General features: G+C 72.1%; 13 protein-coding genes. 7 read left to right on the top strand and 6 right to left on the bottom strand.

Annotated features, from left to right (window positions below; all coding sequences use genetic code 11):
• Positions 1 to 98 precede the first annotated feature (98 nt).
• The gene (locus tag E5N76_RS26650) at positions 99 to 2243 is read left to right on the top strand and encodes an HWE histidine kinase domain-containing protein (RefSeq protein ID WP_149540955.1); all 2145 of its coding nucleotides are present in this window, start codon (positions 99 to 101) and stop codon (positions 2241 to 2243) included.
• A gap of 421 nt (positions 2244 to 2664) precedes the next feature.
• Here the strand turns inward: E5N76_RS26650 and E5N76_RS26645 are convergent, their stop codons facing one another.
• Complete coding sequence (locus tag E5N76_RS26645; RefSeq protein ID WP_149540953.1) at positions 2665 to 3738, bottom strand: tartrate dehydrogenase; 1074 nt, start codon at positions 3736 to 3738, stop codon at positions 2665 to 2667.
• A gap of 173 nt (positions 3739 to 3911) precedes the next feature.
• Here E5N76_RS26645 and E5N76_RS26640 point away from each other — a divergent pair, with 173 nt between their 5' ends.
• On the top strand, positions 3912 to 4886 hold the full coding sequence (locus E5N76_RS26640) for a phosphoribosylaminoimidazolesuccinocarboxamide synthase (RefSeq protein WP_149540951.1): 975 nt from the start codon (positions 3912 to 3914) through the stop codon (positions 4884 to 4886).
• A gap of 432 nt (positions 4887 to 5318) precedes the next feature.
• Here the strand turns inward: E5N76_RS26640 and E5N76_RS26635 are convergent, their stop codons facing one another.
• Positions 5319 to 6122 (bottom strand): FkbM family methyltransferase, encoded by an 804-nt coding sequence (locus tag E5N76_RS26635; RefSeq protein WP_187830428.1) that lies wholly within the window; start codon positions 6120 to 6122, stop codon positions 5319 to 5321.
• 412 nt (positions 6123 to 6534) lie between these two features.
• On the opposite strand from E5N76_RS26635, the gene E5N76_RS26630 reads away from it, so the two are divergent.
• The gene (locus E5N76_RS26630; protein WP_149540947.1) at positions 6535 to 7749 is read left to right on the top strand and encodes a Bcr/CflA family efflux MFS transporter; all 1215 of its coding nucleotides are present in this window, start codon (positions 6535 to 6537) and stop codon (positions 7747 to 7749) included.
• Between the two features lie 234 nt (positions 7750 to 7983).
• On the opposite strand, the gene E5N76_RS26625 is transcribed toward E5N76_RS26630, so the two are convergent.
• Together E5N76_RS26625 and E5N76_RS26620 are read right to left on the bottom strand one after the other, a co-directional pair.
• Positions 7984 to 8862 (bottom strand): protein-methionine-sulfoxide reductase heme-binding subunit MsrQ, encoded by an 879-nt coding sequence (locus E5N76_RS26625; protein WP_235907897.1) that lies wholly within the window; start codon positions 8860 to 8862, stop codon positions 7984 to 7986.
• A gap of 44 nt (positions 8863 to 8906) precedes the next feature.
• Positions 8907 to 9839 carry a mitochondrial fission ELM1 family protein gene (locus E5N76_RS26620; protein WP_149540945.1) on the bottom strand — a complete coding sequence of 311 codons (933 nt, stop codon included), beginning with the start codon at positions 9837 to 9839 and terminating at the stop codon, positions 8907 to 8909.
• A 90-nt stretch (positions 9840 to 9929) separates the two neighbouring features.
• Here E5N76_RS26620 and E5N76_RS26615 point away from each other — a divergent pair, with 90 nt between their 5' ends.
• The 3 genes from E5N76_RS26615 to E5N76_RS26605 are packed head-to-tail and all read left to right on the top strand — an operon-like array spanning position 9930 to position 12853.
• Positions 9930 to 10640 (top strand): orotate phosphoribosyltransferase, encoded by a 711-nt coding sequence (locus tag E5N76_RS26615; protein ID WP_149540943.1) that lies wholly within the window; start codon positions 9930 to 9932, stop codon positions 10638 to 10640.
• Positions 10641 to 10650: 10 nt separating this feature from the next.
• Complete coding sequence (locus tag E5N76_RS26610) at positions 10651 to 10911, top strand: hypothetical protein (protein WP_149540941.1); 261 nt, start codon at positions 10651 to 10653, stop codon at positions 10909 to 10911.
• Positions 10912 to 10921: 10 nt separating this feature from the next.
• Positions 10922 to 12853, top strand: coding sequence for an ABC transporter substrate-binding protein (locus tag E5N76_RS26605; RefSeq protein ID WP_149540939.1), 1932 nt, complete (start codon positions 10922 to 10924; stop codon positions 12851 to 12853).
• Between the two features lie 434 nt (positions 12854 to 13287).
• On the opposite strand, the gene alaS is transcribed toward E5N76_RS26605, so the two are convergent.
• On the bottom strand, positions 13288 to 15942 hold the full coding sequence (gene alaS, locus E5N76_RS26600) for an alanine--tRNA ligase (protein WP_149540937.1): 2655 nt from the start codon (positions 15940 to 15942) through the stop codon (positions 13288 to 13290).
• 258 nt (positions 15943 to 16200) lie between these two features.
• Between alaS and E5N76_RS26595 the strand changes: the two genes are divergently transcribed.
• On the top strand, positions 16201 to 16731 hold the full coding sequence (locus E5N76_RS26595; protein ID WP_149540935.1) for a YciE/YciF ferroxidase family protein: 531 nt from the start codon (positions 16201 to 16203) through the stop codon (positions 16729 to 16731).
• Positions 16732 to 17001: 270 nt separating this feature from the next.
• On the opposite strand, the gene E5N76_RS30810 is transcribed toward E5N76_RS26595, so the two are convergent.
• Positions 17002 to 17991: a lytic transglycosylase domain-containing protein gene (locus tag E5N76_RS30810; protein ID WP_328593073.1), complete on the bottom strand. Its 990-nt coding sequence runs from the start codon at positions 17989 to 17991 to the stop codon at positions 17002 to 17004.
• Positions 17992 to 18147 lie beyond the last annotated feature (156 nt).

Below are 18147 nucleotides of genomic sequence, written 5' to 3'. Positions count from 1 at the left end.
CCGCCCGGTCCGGTCCCGGAATGCCGGCCGCACGCCCGGGCTTGCCCCGCCGGTACGGGGCCGTGGCATAAGGTGAATGTGTACCGCCGGGGCGGGGAATGGAGTCGGGCGCCACGCTGCGCGGCACGGATGCGAGGGACAGGCCCGGCGGCGCGCCAGGCCGGTCGGCGGGGCAGGCAGCACCCGGCGGCAGCCTCGCCCGCTACCTGCTGGGCTTCGCCCTGGTGCTGCTGGTGCCGGCCATCGGCCTCGGCGCCGTCGCGGCCTGGCAGTCCATCCGCGCCTCGCAGCAGGAATTCACCAACCGGCTGCAGGGGACGACGACTGCCCTCGCCCTCGCCCTGGACCGCGACATCGAAAGGCTGATGGTGGTGGCCCGCGGCCTCGCCGCCCTGCCGGCGATGCGGGAGGGCGATGCGGCGACGCTCACCGCGCTGCATGGCTGGGCGAAGCAATTCGCCGTCGATGCCGGGGCGGAGAACGTCTCGCTGCACGACACCTCCGGCAGCCGGCAGCAATTGCTGAACACCCGCCTGCCGCCCGGCGCCCCCCTGCCCGCCACCCCGGGCGAGGAGGTCGGAAGGCTCATTGCCAGGGCGGTGGAACGTGGGGAAACGGGTATCTCCAACCTCTTCACCGGCCGGGCCAGCGGGCAGTACCGCATCGCCATCGCCGCCCCGGTCTGGGCGGAGGGGCGGGTGGTGCGCGTCGTCCTGATCATCCTCACCCCGGACCGGCTCTCCGCCCTGCTGGCCCGGCTGGCCGCCGCCCCCGGCGGCGCCGCCCTGGCCGATGCCACCGGGCGGATGGTTGCCCGCTCGGCGCGGGCGGAGCGCTTCGTCGGCCGCCCGATGCCGGCCTTCTTCGCCGGCGCGGCGGGGCAGGCGGAGGGGCTGCTGCGCGGCATCAATTCGGCAGGGGTGGAGACGGTGTTCGGCTTCCGCCACCTGCAGCAGGCGCCGGGCTGGGTGCTGATGGCGGGGGAACCGGCCGAGGCGCTGCGGGAGCTGTGGCGGGGCCCGCTGCTCTGGCTGGCGAGCGGCGCCCTGGCCGCCATGCTGCTCGGCGCCATCGCCGCCTGGCGGCTCGGCATCGGCATCCTCCGCCCGATCGCGGCGCTGCGGCGGGAGGCGAATGCGGTGGCCGCCGGCCGGCCGGACGCGCTGACCGCCGCCCCCGCCAGCCCGAGCGGCATCCGCGAATTCGCCGAGCTGCGCCAGGCGCTGGTGCGCGCCCATGCCGCGCTGCAGGCCGGCGAGAAGCGGCTGCGCCTGGCGATCGAGGCGGCGCGCTTCAGCACCTGGGAATACGATACCAGGCGCGGCCTCGGCTCCCGCCAGGGGGAGCTGACCTCCCGCCTGCCCTATTTGCCGGAAACCGGCGTCGGGCTGGAGGCCTGGCTGGGGGCGATCCATCCCGCGGACCGTCCGGCGGCGGAGCAGGCGATCCGCGCGACCCTGGCCGGGACGCAGGAGGGATTCGCGCTGGAATTCCGCGTCGCGGCGCCCGGCGGCGGCTGGCTCTGGGTGGTCTCCCACGGGACGGTGGTGGAGCGGGAGGCGGGCAACGGCCAGGTGCTGCGCATCGCCGGCGTGGCGCAGGACGTCACCGCCATCCGCGCCGCGGCGGAGCGCCAGGCGCTGCTGGCGCGGGAGCTGGACCACCGGGCGAAGAACGCGCTGGCGGTGGTGCAGGCGGCGCTGCGCCTGACCCCGAAGAGCGATGCCGCCAGCTATGCGAAGGCGGTGGAGGGCCGCGTGCGGGCCCTGGCCCGGGCGCATGACCTGCTGGCGGAATCGCGCTGGCTGGGGGCGGATCTGCGCCGGCTGCTGGAGGCGGAGCTGGTGCCCTTCCTCGGCGGGCCCGGCGGGGGCGAGGGCGTTTCGCCGCGGGTGGAGCTGCGGGGGCCGGAGGTGGCCCTGCCGCCGGCGGCCGCCCAGCCGATCTCCATGGCGCTGCATGAGCTGGCGACCAATGCCATGAAATACGGCGCGCTCTCCGTCCCGGACGGGCAGGTGGCGCTGAGCTGGCAGCAGGAGAAGGCAGCCGGCGTGCTGCGGCTGCGCTGGGCGGAACAGGGCGGGCCGGCGCTGGAAGGGGAGCCGGGGCGGCGCGGCTTCGGCACGCGGGTCGTGGAGGCGACGGTGGTCGGCCAGTTGGGCGGCAGCATCAGCCGGGAATGGCGGCCGGAAGGGCTGTGCTGCGAGATGGTGATCCCGCTGCGGGGGGTGGCGGGGGAGTAAAGGAAGATCGGGGGCTTTGCCCCCGAACCCCCGCCGGGGGTTGCCGGCACTGCCGACAACGCGCCTCCCCGGACCCCGGCGGGAGTTTTGTGCCTCGCGGGTTCAACCTGCCGACTCACGACTTCCCCCCGGCGAGAATGCAGAGGGCAGCGCCCTCTGCCGGGGCTTTTGGGGCCGAAGCCCCCATCCTCACCGGGCCGACTTCATCCCTTCATTGCGCAACCTCGCGCCTATGGGGCGGAGCCCCTGGAGCGTGATCGGTTGAGGTCGAATCGACCGAAACCGTGAATCACGCGATCGAACAATGAGCTAGAGCGGGGCGGGTGAGCGCAGCTCAACCGATCCCGCTCTAGGGCATTGTTCAAGCGAGCAAATTACTCCGATCAGGTGAGTCCACCTGATCGGAGTTTGCTCTGGCGCTTCACCCCCGCGCCACCGCCTCGGCGATCGCCTTCCCCACATCCACCGTGCCCGCCTGGCCGCCCATGTCCCGCGTCCGCGGCCCGCCCTCGGCCAGCAGCTTTTCGATGGTCTGCACGATGCAGTCCGCCGCCGCCTTCTCCCCCAGATGCTCCAGCATCATCGCCCCGGACCAGATCTGCCCGATCGGGTTGGCGATCCACTTGCCCGCAATGTCGGGCGCCGAGCCATGCACCGGCTCGAACATGCTCGGATGCGCCTTTTCCGGGTTGATGTTGGCGGAGGCCGCGATGCCGATGGAGCCCGCCACCGCCGGCCCCAGATCGGACAGGATGTCGCCGAACAGGTTGGAGCCGACCACCACGTCGAACCAGTCCGGATGCTGGACGAAATGGGCGCAGAGGATGTCGATGTGGAATTGGTCCGTCGTCACCTCCGGGTAGTTCTTCGCCATCTCGGCGAAGCGCTCGTCCCAATAGGGCATGGTGAAGGTGATGCCGTTGGACTTCGTGGCGCTGGTCACCTTCCGGCGCTTGCGGGTCATCGCCAGCTCGAAGGCGTATTTGATGATCCGGTCGGTGCCGATGCGCGTCAGGATGCTCTGCTGGCTGACGAATTCGCGGTCCGTCCCCGGGAACATGCGGCCGCCGACGGAGCTGTACTCGCCCTCGGTATTCTCCCGCACCACGTAGAAATCGATGTCCTCCGGGCCGCGATCGGCGAGCGGCGATTTCGAGCCGGGCAGCAGCTTGCAGGGGCGCAGCGACACATACTGGTCGAAGCCGCGGCGGATCGGGATCAGCAGCCCCCAGAGCGAGACATGGTCCGGCACCCCCGGCCAGCCCACGGCGCCGAGGAAGACGCTGTCCGACCGCCGGAGCTGGTCCAGCCCGTCATCCGGCATCATCTTGCCGGTCTGCGCATAGGTCTCGCAGGACCAGTCGTAATGGGTGAGTTCCAGCTCGAAGCCGAAGCGCCGGGCGGCGGCGTCCAGCACGCGAAGCCCCTCGGGCGTGGTTTCCTTGCCGATGCCGTCGCCGGGAATGACGGCGATACGGTGCTTGCGCGTGGCCATGGGGCGCGATCCTCCAACCAGGGCGCGCAGCCTGAAGCGGCGGGGCCGGGCGGGCAAGCCCCTCCCCCGGCTGCGCGGCCTCTGGCACCGCCCCGCTGGCGCCACCCCACTGGCGCCACCCCACTGGCGCCTCGCCACTGGCGCCTCCCTGGGCAACGGGGCTAGACCACGCCATGCCCAGCGCCGCCGATCTCGCCCCCTATGCCGGCTTCGCCCTCGCCGAGGCCGCCATCCCGGAACTGCCGAACCACTATAGCGGCAAGGTGCGGGAGAATTACGACCTGCCCGGGGACCGGCGGCTGCTGATCGCCACCGACCGGCTCTCGGCCTTCGACATCATCCTGACCACCGTGCCGCTGAAGGGCCAGGTGCTGACCCAGCTCGCCCGCCACTGGTTCGACGCGACGGCCGATCTCTGCCCCAACCACGTCCTCGAATACCCGGACCCGAACGTGCTGCTGTGCCGGCGGCTCACCATCCTGCCGGTCGAGGTCGTGGTGCGGGACTACCTGGCCGGCACCACCTCCACCGCCATCCTCACCATGTATCAGGGCGGGCGGCGGGAGATGTACGGCCACCGCTTCCCCGACGGGCTGCGGCCGAACCAGAAGCTGCCGGAGAGCATCATCACGCCCACCAGCAAGGCCTTCGATGCCGGGCATGACGAGGAGCTCTCGGCGGCCGAGATCCTGGCGAGGGGCCTGCTGACGGCGGCGCAGTGGGAGGAGGTCTCGGCCAGGGCCCTGGCGCTGTTCGCCCGCGGCCGGCAGATGGCGGCGGAACGCGGCCTGATCCTGGTGGACACCAAATACGAATTCGGCGTGGACGAGCAGGGCCGCATCCTGCTGGCCGACGAGATCCACACCCCGGATTCCAGCCGCTACTGGTTCGCCGCAAGCTACCCGGCCCGCTTCGCCGCCGGCGAGGCGCCGGAGAGCTTCGACAAGGATTTCATCCGCCGCTGGGTGGTGGCGCGCTGCGACCCCTACAAGGACCCGATCCCGCCGATTCCGGACGAGGTCCGGCTGGAGGCCGCCGCCCGCTACATCCAGGCCTTCGAGAGCATCACCGGCCAGGCCTTCCCCCTGCCGCCGCCGGGGCAGCCCGTGCTGCCCCGCATCCGGGCCAATCTGGCGCGGTTCTTCTGAGAGGCGGCCGGCCTTCCCGGCAGGCTCAGAGCCTGCCTCAAGACAAGGTCCCGGCGGCGGATGGACCGGCGATATGCGTCCTGGCCAGGAGGTGGACGCCGCCAGGGCGGAAAAGGCCCGCCGGGCGCGCCGCCGATCCTTCCGAGACGGGCTCTCGGCCCGAGAAGCCCAATCCCGGTTTCCGGGGGTCATTCGGCCTTTAGAGCGTGATCGGTTGAGGTCGAATCGACCGAAACCGTGAATCATGCGACCGGACAATGAGTTAGAGCGGGGCGGGTGAGCGCAGCTCAGCCGATCCCGCTCTAGCGGGGGGTTGACGGCATGGCGTCCAACCCGGGAGGGACGGCGCCGCCCGCTCGGCACTGCCGGCCGGCATTCATCGGCAGCCAGCCTTGAGGGATGCCTTCGCCCTTGCCGCGGGGCGATCGCGCCCTACCCCGCCTGCCCCATCGCCACCGCGGCGGCCCCGGCCGGCCCAGGCCGCAGGTCGCGCAGGATCACCAGCTCGCCGGAGAGCTGGCGCCGCTGGTGGTAGCCGGCGAGCGCCGCCTCGAAGGCCGCCTCGCAATCCGGCCCGTGCAGCTCGATGGCCAGCGCCCCGACGCGCGGCAGCCAGGCCTCCACGCCGTCGCGGAAGATCACCGCCTCGCTGCCCTCGATATCCACCTTCAGCAGGTCGATCCGCGGCAGGCCGAGATCGGCGAGGCATACGGCATCGACGTCCCCGGCCTCGCCCGGCGCCGCTTCCCGCACCTGCACGCCCCATTCATTGCCGGCACGCGCCTCCACCACCAGCCGGCAGCTCCGGCTCCAGACCCCGGCCTCGATCAGCGTCACCCGGTCGCCATAGGGGGCGAGGTTCCGCCGGCAGAGCGCCGCATTGCCCGGCGAGGGCTCGATGGCGATGACCCGGGCGCGGGGGAACATCTCCAGCAGGAAGGCGCTGGTGTAGCCGGCATTGGCGCCGCAATCGACGATCACCTCCGGGTCCAGGTCGGCGAGCACCCCGTATTGCCGCTCCACCAGCACCTGGTGGTAGGTCATCGCGTCGCTGGTGCCGACCCGGGCGGCGACCGCGCGGCGCAGGCAGCCCGGCTGCAGCCGGACCAGGGGGGCCTCGCCGACGCCGTGGAATTGCTGCCGCAGCCGCCATTCCACCGCCCCTCGGAAGCCGATGTAGCGCGTCAGAATCCGCAGGTAATTGGCTTGGTCGCGCAGCTCGCCCAGCATGTCCATGAGTCCATCCGCATCGCCGGCATCCCCTGGGGCGCTGCCGCACCATTGCCGGCGCGGACCGGTATCATTTTGCCGAAGATGTTTCAACGGACGGGATTGACCGGCGGCCGGCGCATTCGCCGGCTGCATAAGTTGCATGGCTATTAGTTAGCTAGCGCCCTAATTCTGGGCAGATGCGCCGCCCGGCCCTTCCCGCCCGCCCCTCGCCCTGCCGCCCGGCAGGCCCCGGCTTTCCGCCGCGTGCCCGCGCGCCGGGCCGGCCCCGCCGCCAGTGGTCCGGTTCCTGCTTGACCGATCCTCGCCCGGTCCATCGCGCCGGGCCAAGCCGCCGCCGGCCCGGGCCCCGCCCCGCCGGGCAGCGGCAGCAGCAAGGGAGGCCAGCGCCAAGCCACCAGCCAGGGGATCCCGGCGCATGAGTAGCAAGGCCTCGAAGGATGCGGCACGGGCGGCACGGCCCGGCCAGGCGGTCAGGGCACCGCTCTGGCTGCTCGCCCTCATCACCTTCAGCGGCACCATGGCGATGCACGTCTTCGTGCCCGCCCTGCCCCAGGCAGCGGCGGCGCTGGAGGCCAGCCCGGGGGCGATGCAGCTCACCGTCAGCTTCTACATCTTCGGCCTGGCCTTCGGGCAGTTGGTCTATGGCCCGGTCTCCGACCATTTCGGCCGGCGGCCGGTGCTGATCTGCGGCCTCGGCATCTATGCCCTGGCCGGCTTCGCGGCGCTGCTGGCGCCGAATGTCCATGCGCTCATCATCGCCCGGCTGCTGCAGGCGCTGGGCGGCTGCTCCGGCCTGGTGCTGGGCCGGGCCATGGTGCGGGACGGCGCGACCCCCGGCGAGGCGGCGCAGCGCCTGGCGCTGATGAACCTGATGGTGGTCGCCGGCCCGGGCGTGGCGCCGCTGATCGGCACGGCGCTGGCCGAGACCGCCGGCTGGCGCGCCATCCTGCTGGCGCTGGCCGGGCTCGGCGTCTGCAACCTGCTGCTGGCCTGGAAGCTGCTGCCGGAAACCGGCGGCGGCGGCGCCGGCCAGGGCACAAGGGCGGTGCTGCGGAATTACGTCGGGCTGCTGGGGTCGCGCGCCTTCCTGGGCTTCACCCTGGGCGGCGGCTGCGCCAGCACCGCCGTGTATGCCTATGTGGCGGCCGCGCCCTTCATCTTCATCGACCGGCTCCACCGGCCGGGGCATGAGGTCGGGGTGTACCTGGCGCTGAATTTCCTCGGCCTGTGGTTCGGCACTCTGGCGGCCAGCCGGCTGGCCAGCCGGATGGGGGCGCCAAGGCTGCTGCTGCGGGGCAATCTGCTCAGCCTGATCGGGGCGCTGGGCTTCCTGGCCGCGGTGCTGACCGGGGTGGTGGATGTGAAGATCACCCTGCTGACCATGGCGCTCTTCTCCTTCGGGGTCGGCGTCGCGGCACCGGCCTCGCTGGCCGAGGCGATGGGGGTGAACCCGCTGGTGGTCGGCTCCGCCTCCGGCCTCTACGGCTTCGGGCAGATGGGGATCGGCGGGCTGTCCACCTCGCTGGCCGGTATCGGGGGCGATCCGGCCCTGGCGGCGGCGCTGGTGCTGACGGCGGCGGGGGTGATCGCACAGCTCAGCTTCCGCCTGGCGCTGAGAGGGCGGCGGTAGGTGATGGGGGCTCTGCCCCCATGCCCCCCGGCAGGGGGCGCTGCCCCCTGCACCCCCGCCGGGGCCAGGACCTGGCCCCGGACCCCGGTCCGAGTTTCAGACCCGAAGGTTCAACCTGCATACCCGCGGGAAGCCAAGGGCCGGTCCCGGCGAGGGGGGTGGCTGCCGTCAACAAGCGAGGACCACTTGGCGGGGGCCGGCGCCGATCTTCATCTCAGGACTTAAAAATAGATTCTAATCCATTATTTTTCTTAGACATGCCACCGCCGGCACCGCCAGCGCCACCAGCCCCGCCCACACCGCCGGCCGCAACTCGAAGCCGACATCCAGATTGGCAGCCAGGATCATCGCCGCCGGCAGGTTCGTCCCCAGCGCGTACCAGGCGTATTCCACCAGCGCCGCACCCAGCGCCGCCGCCGGCGCCAGGGCGAGCAGCGCCAGCGGGTTCGCCCGCCACCCCGCCGGCAGCAGCCGCCAGAACGCCAGCCAGAGCAGCAGCCCGGCCGCCAGCACCGCCTCCCACAGCCCGGATTTCGGCGATTGCAGGAAGAAGTGGAACACGCCGAGCGCCGCGATCGGCCAGATCAGCAGATGCAGCCGCTTCCAGCGCCGTCCCAGCGCGCGCACCCAGCCATCGGTGGAGGTCCAGCCCAGCGCCGCCATGGCCAGCAGCGCCACGAAGCCGATGGTCAGGTAGAAGCGCAGCGCGATCTCGCCGGCGATGTGCAGCAGGCGGAAATTCTCATTCGCCGCGTACATGGCAAGGTGCAGCAGCGCATAGCCCAGCGCGCCGAGGCCGATCATCCGCCGCAGGGTCGCCAGGCGCGGCCAGGCGAGGAGGCGGGCGAAGGGCGTGACGGCCAGCGTCAGCAGCAGCAGGCGGATGGCCCAGAGGCCGATCTCCCGCAGCCCGTCCTTCCAGGGTTCCGGCCCGAGGCCATCGGCGGCGGCCAGCCAGGCGACCCAGGCGCCAGGGGCCAGCAGCAGGGCGAAGGTGGCGGCCTTCAGCCAGGAGAAGCGCCCGGCCCGGTCCCGCCAGGGAAAGGGGAAGGGGCGCGCCCGGCCGGGCGGCAGGGCGGGCGGGAAGGCGGCGCGGAGCATGGCCTGCATCATGCCGCCTACTTCGTCGGCGCGGCGGCCGAGGTAACCCCCTTCCGTCACAGCAGGCCCCGCGCGCGGATCTCGGCGGCGACGCGGCCGGTCTCGTCCAGGGGCTGCCGGGCGAAGGGGGCGGGGGCTGCGGCGAGGGGGCGGGCCTGGCCGGCCGCCACCAGGCTCTCCGCCAGGCGCAGATGGCGGGGACCGAGGCCGCCGGGATCGGCGATGAAGACCGGAACGGCGGTCGCCAGGGCTTCCGAGAGCATCGAGACGGAATCGCCCGTCACCACCACCGCATCGGCCCAGGCGAGGAAGCCGGCATAGGGGTTGGGCCCGGGATCCCCCGGCCGGTACAGGCGGTGGGGGTGGCCGGAGAGGGTGGCGGCGATGGCCTCGGCCGCTTCGGGGCCGCTGCGGCGGCTGGTGGTGGCCAGCACGCTGCCGGCGAAGCCGCGAAGCTGCGCTGCGATGCCGACCGCCACCGCCGGCGCCATCGGCCCTTGCGCGCCCGGCTTGCCGCCCAGCAGCAGCGCCACGCGCGGCGCGGGCAATTCGGCCAGCGCTGCCCATTCCTCCCGTGCCGCCGCCAGCCGGGCCGGGGAGAGGCGATGGCAGGCGCCGAGGATGCCCAGCAGGTTGGGCGCCGGGGCGGGGGAATCGTGCCGGCCGATCACCAGCAGGTCGAAGCCGGCGGCGCCGAAGCCAGGCCGCATGCAATGCACCAGCCGCGCCCCGCGCCGCCCCAGCCAGCGCGCCACAGGGGCGGCACGCCTGCCGGCGGCCACGACCAGCCGTGGCCAGGGTGGCGCGAACCCGGCGCGGGCGGCGGCGGTCAGGCCGGCCAGCGTCGGCCAGGGCCATGGCAGCGCTGCCCCCCTGCCCCATTCCAGCGCCACCGTCCGGAACGGCACCCCCAGCCGCTCCGCAATCCCCAGCGCCTGCGCCGCCGTGCCGGCACGCGGATCGGCCAGCACCCAGACCCCCTCGGTCATGGACGCGCCTGGCATGGACGCGCCTGGCATGGACGCCATGGGGCGCCAAGGTTACGAGAGCCTGACAGGCTGCCTGCAGGGAAACGCGCCATGGCCATGCAACATGCTTCCGACTGGGACCGCGACGCCGCGCTGACCACCGCGCGCATCCTGCTGGAGATCAAGGCGGTGAATTTCCGCCCGGAGGAGCCCTACACCTTCACCAGCGGCTGGAAGAGCCCCGTCTATATCGACTGCCGCAAGATCATCTACTTCCCCCGCGCCCGGAACAAGATCATCGACCTCGGCGTCGAGAAGATCGGCCGGCATGTGGGCTATGAGACGATCGACGCCGTGGCGGGCGGCGAGACCGCCGGCATCCCCTTCGCCGCCTGGATCGCCGACCGCCTGGCGGCGCCCATGGCCTATGTTCGCAAGCAGCCCAAGGGCTTCGGCCGCGGTGCTCAGATCGAAGGTGATGTGCCGGAGGGCAAGAACACCCTGCTGGTCGAGGACCTGACCACGGATGGCGGCAGCAAGATCAAATTCGCCCAGGCTTTGCGCGATGCCGGCGCGATCTGCGACCATACCTTCGTGGTGTTCTATTACGGCGTCTTCCCCGGCAGCTTCGAGGCGATGGCGGCGATGGGGCTGAACCTGCACCATCTCTGCACCTGGTGGGACGTGCTGGAGGTGTGCCGCGAGCGCCCCTATTTCTCCGAGGCAGCGCTGAAGGAAGTGCGGAAATTCCTCGAGGACCCGACCGGCTGGTCCAAGGCGCATGGCGGCATCGGCGCGGTGGGGGAAGGCAAGCCGAAGTAAGGAGGGCGGGATGACGCTGTACCGGGTCGAACTGCCCGAGGATGTGGCCGCGGCGCTGGAGCGCGTGGCGCTGAGCCGCGGCTCGACGCCCGAGGCGCTGCTGCGCGCGGCGGCCTCGGCGCTGGTGCAGGCCGACCCCGCGGCGGAGCGGGCCGCGCTGGAGACGATGCTGGCCGAGGCCGAGGCGGAGATCGACGCCGGGCGCGCCGTGCCGCATGCGGAGGTGATGGAGGAGTTGCGGGGCTGGGCCGCCGGCCTGCGCCAGCGCTGATCCGGCCGGGATGGAGCTGCTCTGGTCGCCGCTCGCCCGGGCGCAGCTCCGCGAGGCGCGGGGTTTCATCGCCCAGGACAATCCGGACGCCGCCGACCGGCTGGTGGCCGCCATCGGAGCTGCAGCGGCGCAGCTGCTGGCCTTTCCGCAATCCGGCCAGGCGATCGGCCAGCGGCGGCGCGCCCGGCAGGTGCCGCGCACTCCCTTTCGCCTCATCTATCGGGTGCGGGGCGAGGCTCGACATCCTCATGATCTGGCATGGAGCACGGGCATGGCCTTTCGACGAATCCTGATCGCCGCCCTCCTCCTCGCCTCGCCCGCCGCCGCCCAGCCGGCGCGGGAGACGCTGACCATCGGCATCACCCAATACCCCTCCACCTTCCACCCCAACATCGATGCCATGCTGGCGAAGACCTATGTCCTCGGCTTCGCCCGCCGGCCGCTGACCGCCTATGACCCCGATTGGCAGCTCATCTGCATGCTCTGCGAGACGCTGCCGACGCTGGAGAACGGCCTCGCCGAGCGGGAGACGACGCCGGAGGGCAAGCCCGGCCTCCGCCTGACCTACCGCCTGCGCGAGGATGCAAGCTGGGGCGACGGCACGCCCGTCTCCGCCGAGGATCTGCGCTTCGCCTGGGAGGCGGGGCGGGAGGCGGCGACGGGGTTCGGCGGCACGGAATTCTACCGCTCGGCCTATGCGCTGGAGGTGGTGGATGCGCGGACCATCACCCTGCACCTCGACAAGGTCACCTTCGACTTCGCCTCGATGGGCGATTTCCAGCCCTTGCCCGCGCATCTCGAGCGCGCGCGCTGGCAATCCGACCCGCGTACCTACCGCAACCGCACCGCCTACGACACGGAGACCACCAACCCCGGCCTGTGGAACGGCCCCTACCGCATCACCGGCGTGCAGCCCGGCGCGGGGGTGACGCTGGAGCTGAACCCGGCCTGGCAGGGCCCCGCCCCCGCCTTCCGCCGCCTCCAGATCCGCACCGTGGAGAACACCGCGGCGCTGGAGGCCCAGCTTCTGGCCGGCCAGGTGGACATGATCGCCGGCGAGCTCGGCCTGCCGGTCGAGCAGGCGGCGGCGCTGGAGCGCCGCACCCGCGACCGCTTCCGCATCACCTACAAGCCCGGCCTGGTCTATGAGCATCTGGACATGCAGCGGGACAATCCCGTGCTGGCCGATCCGCGGGTGCGGCAGGCGCTGCTGCTCTCGGCCGACCGGGCGCAGATCGTGGCGCGGCTGTTCGAGGGGCGGCAGACCCTGGCGACTACCAGCGTGAACCCGCTGGACCAGATGCATGATGCCAGCCTGACCCCGGCCCCCTTCGACCCCGCCCGCGCCGCCGCCCTGTTGGACGAAGCCGGCTGGACGCGCGGCCCAGGGGGGAACAATGACGGCATCCGCCGCAACGCCGCCGGGGAGCGGCTGGTGCTGGAGCTGATGACCACCGCCGGCAACCGGGCGCGGGAGGCGGTCCAGCAAGTGCTGCAGGGCATGTGGCGCCAGGCCGGCATCGAGGTCCGCATCAGGAACGAACCGCCCCGGGTCTTCTTCGGCGAGACCATGTCCAAGCGCCGCTTCCAGGGCCTGGCGCTCTATGCCTGGCTCAGCGCGCCGGAGAGCGTGCCGCGCACCACCCTGCACTCGGAGGAGATCCCCACCGAGGCGAGCAATTGGTCCGGCCAGAATTTCGGCGGCTACCGCAACCCGGAGATGGACCGGCTGATCGAGGCGATCCCGGTGGAGCTGGACCGGGAGAAGCGCCGCGCGCTCTGGGCCAGGCTGCAACGCCTCTATGCGGAGGAGTTGCCCGCCCTGCCCCTCTGGTTCCGCTCAGACGCCCATATCTGGCCGCGTTGGCTGGCCGGGGTGCGGCCGACCGGCCATCTCAACACCGCTCCCCTCTGGGTCGAGGAGTGGCGCGTGGCGCCTTAACCGTGCCGGGCTGCGCGGCAGCCAAGGGTGTGGGCTGTGCTTGGGGGGTACCGCTGGGCCGATGCCCCGGCCGTCCATGGGCCGCGCAAGACGCTGTACGACCGCTTGCCCGTCAGGCAGCGAGAGGGCGCCGGCAGGCTGTGTTCGAGCCCCTCGTTGCGACCGGAGGGCCATTTGCGGGATGCTGGTCGACAGCACGCAGGTGAAGGCGCACCGCTGCGCTGCGGGTGGCAAAGGGGGCGGCGAGGCTAGAGCAGATTCACGCCTCCAGGCGATGCCGCCCTCCGGCGATCTGCTCTAGGCGGCCAGCCTCCTCGCCGATCCGGGCGGCGGCCGGGGCGCGCCATCTCCGCCGGCGCCCGGCGGGGGTGCCGCGGCTGCGCCAGCCCCTCCCGCCGCGGCAGATCCCCCCAATGCGCGCCGCCGGCCAGCGCCTACCTGCCGAGCGCCGCCCGCACCGCCGCCAGCGCCTCCTCGGCCTTCTCGCCTTCCGGCCCGCCGGCCTGCGCCATGTCCGGCCTGCCGCCGCCGCCCTTGCCGCCCACGGCCACCGCCGCGGCGCGCACCAGCGCCACCGCATCGGCCTTGCCCTTCGCCGCCTCGCCGAGGCCGGCGACGATGCTCGCCTTGCCTTCCGCGGTGGAGACCAGCGCCACCACATCGGCGGTGCCGCCCTTCAGGATGGCCTCGGCGATGCCCTTCAGGTCGCGCGCCGGCGTCTCGCCCAGATTCCGCAGCGCCACCTTCAGCCCGCCGATCTCCTCCACCGCTGCCGCGCCGCCGCCGCCGCCGGTGGCAAGCTGCTTGCGCAGCTCGGCGATATCGCGTTCCAGCTTGCGCCGCTCCTCCACCAGCGCGGCGACGCGCGCCGGCACCTCGGCCGGCGCCACGCGCAGCGCCGCGGCGGCCTCCGCCAGCCGGCGGTCGCTTTCCTCGATCAGCTTCAGCGCCGCCTCGCCGGTGACCGCCTCCACCCGCCGTACGCCAGCCGCGACGGCGCCCTCGGAGACGATCTTGAACAGCCCGATATCGCCGGTCCGCCGCACATGGGTGCCGCCGCACAGCTCCAGCGAATAGATGCCGGATTTCTCCGTGGCCGCGGGGTCGGACCCCATCGCCACCACCCGCACCTCGTCGCCGTATTTCTCGCCGAACAGCGCCATGGCGCCGAGCTCGACCGCGGCATCCGGCGTCATCAGCCGCGTCACCACCTCGGCATTCTCGCGGATGCGGGCATTCACCTCTGCCTCCGTCCAGGCGAGGTCCTCGGCCGTCATCGGCGTGGGCTGGGAGACGTCGAAGCGCAGCCGGTCCGGCGCGTTCAGCGAGCCCTTCTGCGACACATGGGTGCCGAGGCGGCGCCGCAGCGCCTCATGCAGAAGATGGGTGGCGCTGTGATGCGCGCGGATATTGCCGCGGCGCGCATGGTCCACCTCCGCCTGCACGGCGAGGCCCGGCTTCGCCTCGCCATGCGCGACCGTGCCGAGATGGATGAAGAGGTCGCCGAGCTTCTTCTGGGTGTCGCGCACCACGATCCGGCAGGCCTCGCCCGCCGAGATCAGCCCGGTATCGCCCACCTGGCCGCCGCTCTCCGCATAGAAGGGCGTCTGGTTCAGGATGATGGCGACGTCGGCGCCCACCGGGGCGCTGTCCACCACCTTGCCGTCCCGCACCACGGCGAGGATCTCGCCCTCCGCCGTCTCGGTGGAGTAGCCGAGGAATTCCGTCGCCCCCAGCTTCTCCTTCAGGTCGAACCAGAGCGTCTCCGTCGCCGCCTCGCCGCTGCCGGCCCAGGCGGCGCGGGCGCGCTGGCGCTGCTCGGCCATCGCCGCCTCGAAGCCGGCGACGTCCACGGACTTGCCCTCGCTGCGCAGCGCGTCCTGCGTCAGGTCCAGCGGGAAGCCATAGGTGTCGTAGAGGCGGAAGGCGACCTCGCCGGGCAGGGTGCCGCGCTCGCCGAGCTTGCCGCTTTCCTCCGCCAGCAGGCCGAGGCCGCGCTCGAGCAGCGAGCGGAAGCGGGTCTCCTCCAGCTTCAGCGTCTCCGTCACCAGCGCCTCGGCGCGGACGATCTCCGGATAGGCGGCGCCCATCTGGCGGATCAGCGCCGGCACCAGCCGGTGCAGCAGCGGCTCGCGCGAGCCCATCATGTGCGCATGGCGCATGGCGCGGCGCAGGATGCGGCGCAGCACATAGCCGCGGCCCTCGTTGGAGGGCAGCACGCCGTCGGCGATGAGGAAGGTGCCGGCGCGCAGATGGTCCGCCACCACGCGATGGCTGATGCGGAAGGGCCCATCCGGGTCCTGGCCGGTGGCCTCGGCGCTCGCCAGGATCAGCGCCCGCAGCGTGTCCGTGTCGTAGTTGTCGTGCTTGCCCTGCAGGATGGCGGCGAAGCGCTCCAGCCCCATGCCGGTGTCGATCGAGGGGCGCGGCAGCGGCACGCGGGTGCCGGGCGGGCCTTCCTCATACTGCATGAAGACCAGGTTCCAGATCTCGATGAACCGGTCGCCGTCCTCGTCCGGCGAGCCGGGCGGGCCGCCCGGGATCTTCTCCCCATGGTCGTAGAAGATCTCGGAGCAGGGGCCGCAGGGCCCGGTATCCCCCATGCGCCAGAAATTGTCGCTGGTCGGGATGCGGATGATCCGGCTCTCCGGCAGGCCGGCCACCTTCTTCCAGATCGCCGCCGCGTCGTCATCCTCGGAATAGACGGTGACCAGCAGCTTCTGCTTCGGGATGGCGAAATCCCTGGTCAGCAGCTCCCACGCATAGGGGATCGCCTGCTCCTTGAAGTAGTCGCCGAAGGAGAAATTCCCCAGCATCTCGAAGAAGGTGTGGTGCCGGGCGGTGTAGCCGACATTGTCCAGGTCGTTGTGCTTGCCGCCGGCGCGGACGCTCTTCTGCGCCGTGGTGGCGCGGGAATAGGGCCGCTTTTCCTGGCCGGTAAAGACGTTCTTGAACTGCACCATGCCGCTGTTGGCGAACATCAGCGTCGGGTCGTTGCGCGGCACCAGCGGGCTGCTCTCGACCACGGCATGGCCGTTGCGGGCGAAGTAGTCGAGGAAAGTGGCGCGGATGTCGTTGCTGCTGGTCATCGCCGTCCAATAGCCCTTTGGGCGTCCCGTGTCCCGGCCCCGCTTCCGAGGCTTTCCAGCGTCCTACCCCGCGCCGCAAGGGGCGTCGAGTCGCTCGCGGGCCGGCGGGAAGCCGCTCGGGAAACGACGGGCGGGCCCCGGGCGCGGCAGGGGGCAACAAGGTGACGTTCCGCGCGGCGCGGCAACCGCCGCCCGGGGCGCCCCGTTCTGCCCGGGCGCGCGGCACGCCCCGTGCCGGCCCAACAGGGAGAGGCGACCATGGCCGACAGCATTCGCGACCTGCTCGAAATGTCGCTGCAGGACACCTACAGCGCCGAAACCCAGATCCTCGACGCCCTGCCGAAGATGCAGGAAGCGGCCAGCAGCCCGAAGCTGAAGCAGGCCTTCCAGGAGCATCTCGAGGTCACCCAGCGCCAGGTGGAAAGGCTGGACCAGGTCTGCCAGCAGCTCGGGATCGAGCCGGAGGGCGACACCTGCGAGGCCATGGAAGGGCTGGTGGAGGAAGGCGAGGAAATCATCGAGGAGCTGGAGGAAGGCCCGGTGCGCGACGCGGCGCTGATCGGCGCGGCGCAGAAGGTGGAGCACTACGAAATGGCCGCCTATGGGACGCTCACCGCCATGCTGAAGGCGATGGGCGAAAGCCGCTGCGCCGATCTGATGGCGCAGACGCTGAAGGAGGAGAAGGACACGGACGAGACGCTGAGCGAAATCGCCGAGAGCGAGGTGAACCCGATGGCGCTCGGCGAAGCCCCGGCGAATGAGCAATCGGCGAGCCGCGGGGCGGCGTAGCCAGGGCTCGGGGGGCGTCGCGGCAGCGCCGCGCCGCCCTCCCGACGCCATGGGCCCGGCGCGGCCTGGTGTCCCGGTTCCGAAGTGCTGCGGACTTCGTTCTCGGGCCACCAGCTTGTGTTCAGTGGCCTGCCTGTCCGCTGCGTTCGCCGAAAATCCAGCGAACTTCGCAGGCAGGATCTGGAGTAATATCCGCCCAGGTGGAATCACCTGAGCAGCTTATCTCCGATCTGACAGATCACGACGCGATCCGTCACATCGGAGGCCGTTCTACCGGCGCATGATGCCGGTCGGGGCGTAGGGGGTGACCAGGCCGCCGCCCTCATAGGCGCGCAAGGACGGGTCGCCGGACCAGCCGCCGGCGTAGTCCCCGCCACGCATGCCGCCGCCGGCATAGGCGCGCGAGGCTGGGTCGCCCGACCAGCCGCCGGCGTAATCCCCGCCACGCATGCCGCCGCCGGCATAGGCGCGCGAGGCTGGGTCGCCCGACCAGCCGCCGGCGTAATCCCCGCCACGCATGCCGCCGCCGGCATAGGCGCGCGAAGCCGGGTCGCCCGACCAGCCGCCGGCGTAGTCCTCCCCGCGCATGCCGCCGCCGGCATAGGCGCGGTCCGCCCCGGCGGGCGGCGCCATGGCGAGGGACCCGGCCAGGGCGCCATCCGCCATCGGCGCCATGCCGAGGCGGGGCGCGATGGCGGCGACGTAGAGCAGCGTCTCCTCCGGCAGGATCCGCGCCCCGGCCAGTACCCCCTCCACCCGCTCCGGCCCGGCATTGTAGGCGGCGAGGAAGGCCGGGGCGCCGAAGCGGTCATGCATCTCCCGCAGATAGGCGGTGCCGGCGAGGATATTGTCGCGCGGCTCATAGGGGTCCGCGCCCAGCCCGTATTGGCGGCGCAGCCGGGCATAGGTGCCGGGCATCACCTGCATCAGCCCCATCGCCCCGGCCGGGGAGGTGATGGGCTGGCCGTAGCCATCATAGACCCGCCCGCCGCTCTCCTGCCGCATCACTTCGCGGATCCAGGCTTCCGGCACGCGGAAGCGGGCGGCGGCGCTGCGGATATAGGGTCCCCAGGGGTCTTCCGGCGTGCCCGGCACCGGATAGGCCCGCGCCGCCTGCGCCTGGTAGGAAGCCGCGGCGCTGCGCGAGGCATTCAGATCGTAGCCGTAATCGCCGTTGCCGTCATAGCCCCGCCGCCCATCCCAGGCGGCGTGGCGCGGCCCGCCGGCGCACCCCGCCAGCAGCAGCACCGCGACCCACACCGCGCCCCTTCCCCATCCTGGCATGCCCCAGCGCCCCCCGACGCCGGCCGCAGCATAACGGGCGGCAACCCCTGGCGGAAGAAAAGCCGCTCGAACCCAGGGTTCGGAAACGCCCACCGGGGTCCGGGGGGTGGTCCACGCCCCGGCAAGGTCCAG

Source organism: Siccirubricoccus phaeus, assembly GCF_008360935.1.
GTDB classification, from domain to species: Bacteria; Pseudomonadota; Alphaproteobacteria; order Acetobacterales; family Acetobacteraceae; genus Siccirubricoccus; species Siccirubricoccus phaeus.
The sequence above is the reverse complement of the archived record's forward strand: the minus strand, read 5'-3'. Positions and strand labels throughout refer to the sequence as shown.

What these genes read in the sequence shown, in the direction of transcription:
- alaS (WP_149540937.1), bottom strand. Translation starts at nt 15,942, where the DNA reads ATGACCAGCAGCAACGACATCCGCGCCACTTTCCTCGACTACTTCGCC.
- E5N76_RS26630 (WP_149540947.1), top strand. Translation starts at nt 6,535, where the DNA reads ATGAGTAGCAAGGCCTCGAAGGATGCGGCACGGGCGGCACGGCCCGGC.
- E5N76_RS26635 (WP_187830428.1), bottom strand. Translation starts at nt 6,122, where the DNA reads ATGGACATGCTGGGCGAGCTGCGCGACCAAGCCAATTACCTGCGGATT.
- E5N76_RS26625 (WP_235907897.1), bottom strand. Translation starts at nt 8,862, where the DNA reads ATGATGCAGGCCATGCTCCGCGCCGCCTTCCCGCCCGCCCTGCCGCCC.
- E5N76_RS26620 (WP_149540945.1), bottom strand. Translation starts at nt 9,839, where the DNA reads ATGACCGAGGGGGTCTGGGTGCTGGCCGATCCGCGTGCCGGCACGGCG.
- E5N76_RS26605 (WP_149540939.1), top strand. Translation starts at nt 10,922, where the DNA reads ATGGAGCTGCTCTGGTCGCCGCTCGCCCGGGCGCAGCTCCGCGAGGCG.
- E5N76_RS26610 (WP_149540941.1), top strand. Translation starts at nt 10,651, where the DNA reads ATGACGCTGTACCGGGTCGAACTGCCCGAGGATGTGGCCGCGGCGCTG.
- E5N76_RS26650 (WP_149540955.1), top strand. Translation starts at nt 99, where the DNA reads ATGGAGTCGGGCGCCACGCTGCGCGGCACGGATGCGAGGGACAGGCCC.
- E5N76_RS26640 (WP_149540951.1), top strand. Translation starts at nt 3,912, where the DNA reads ATGCCCAGCGCCGCCGATCTCGCCCCCTATGCCGGCTTCGCCCTCGCC.
- E5N76_RS26595 (WP_149540935.1), top strand. Translation starts at nt 16,201, where the DNA reads ATGGCCGACAGCATTCGCGACCTGCTCGAAATGTCGCTGCAGGACACC.
- E5N76_RS26615 (WP_149540943.1), top strand. Translation starts at nt 9,930, where the DNA reads ATGGCCATGCAACATGCTTCCGACTGGGACCGCGACGCCGCGCTGACC.
- E5N76_RS26645 (WP_149540953.1), bottom strand. Translation starts at nt 3,738, where the DNA reads ATGGCCACGCGCAAGCACCGTATCGCCGTCATTCCCGGCGACGGCATC.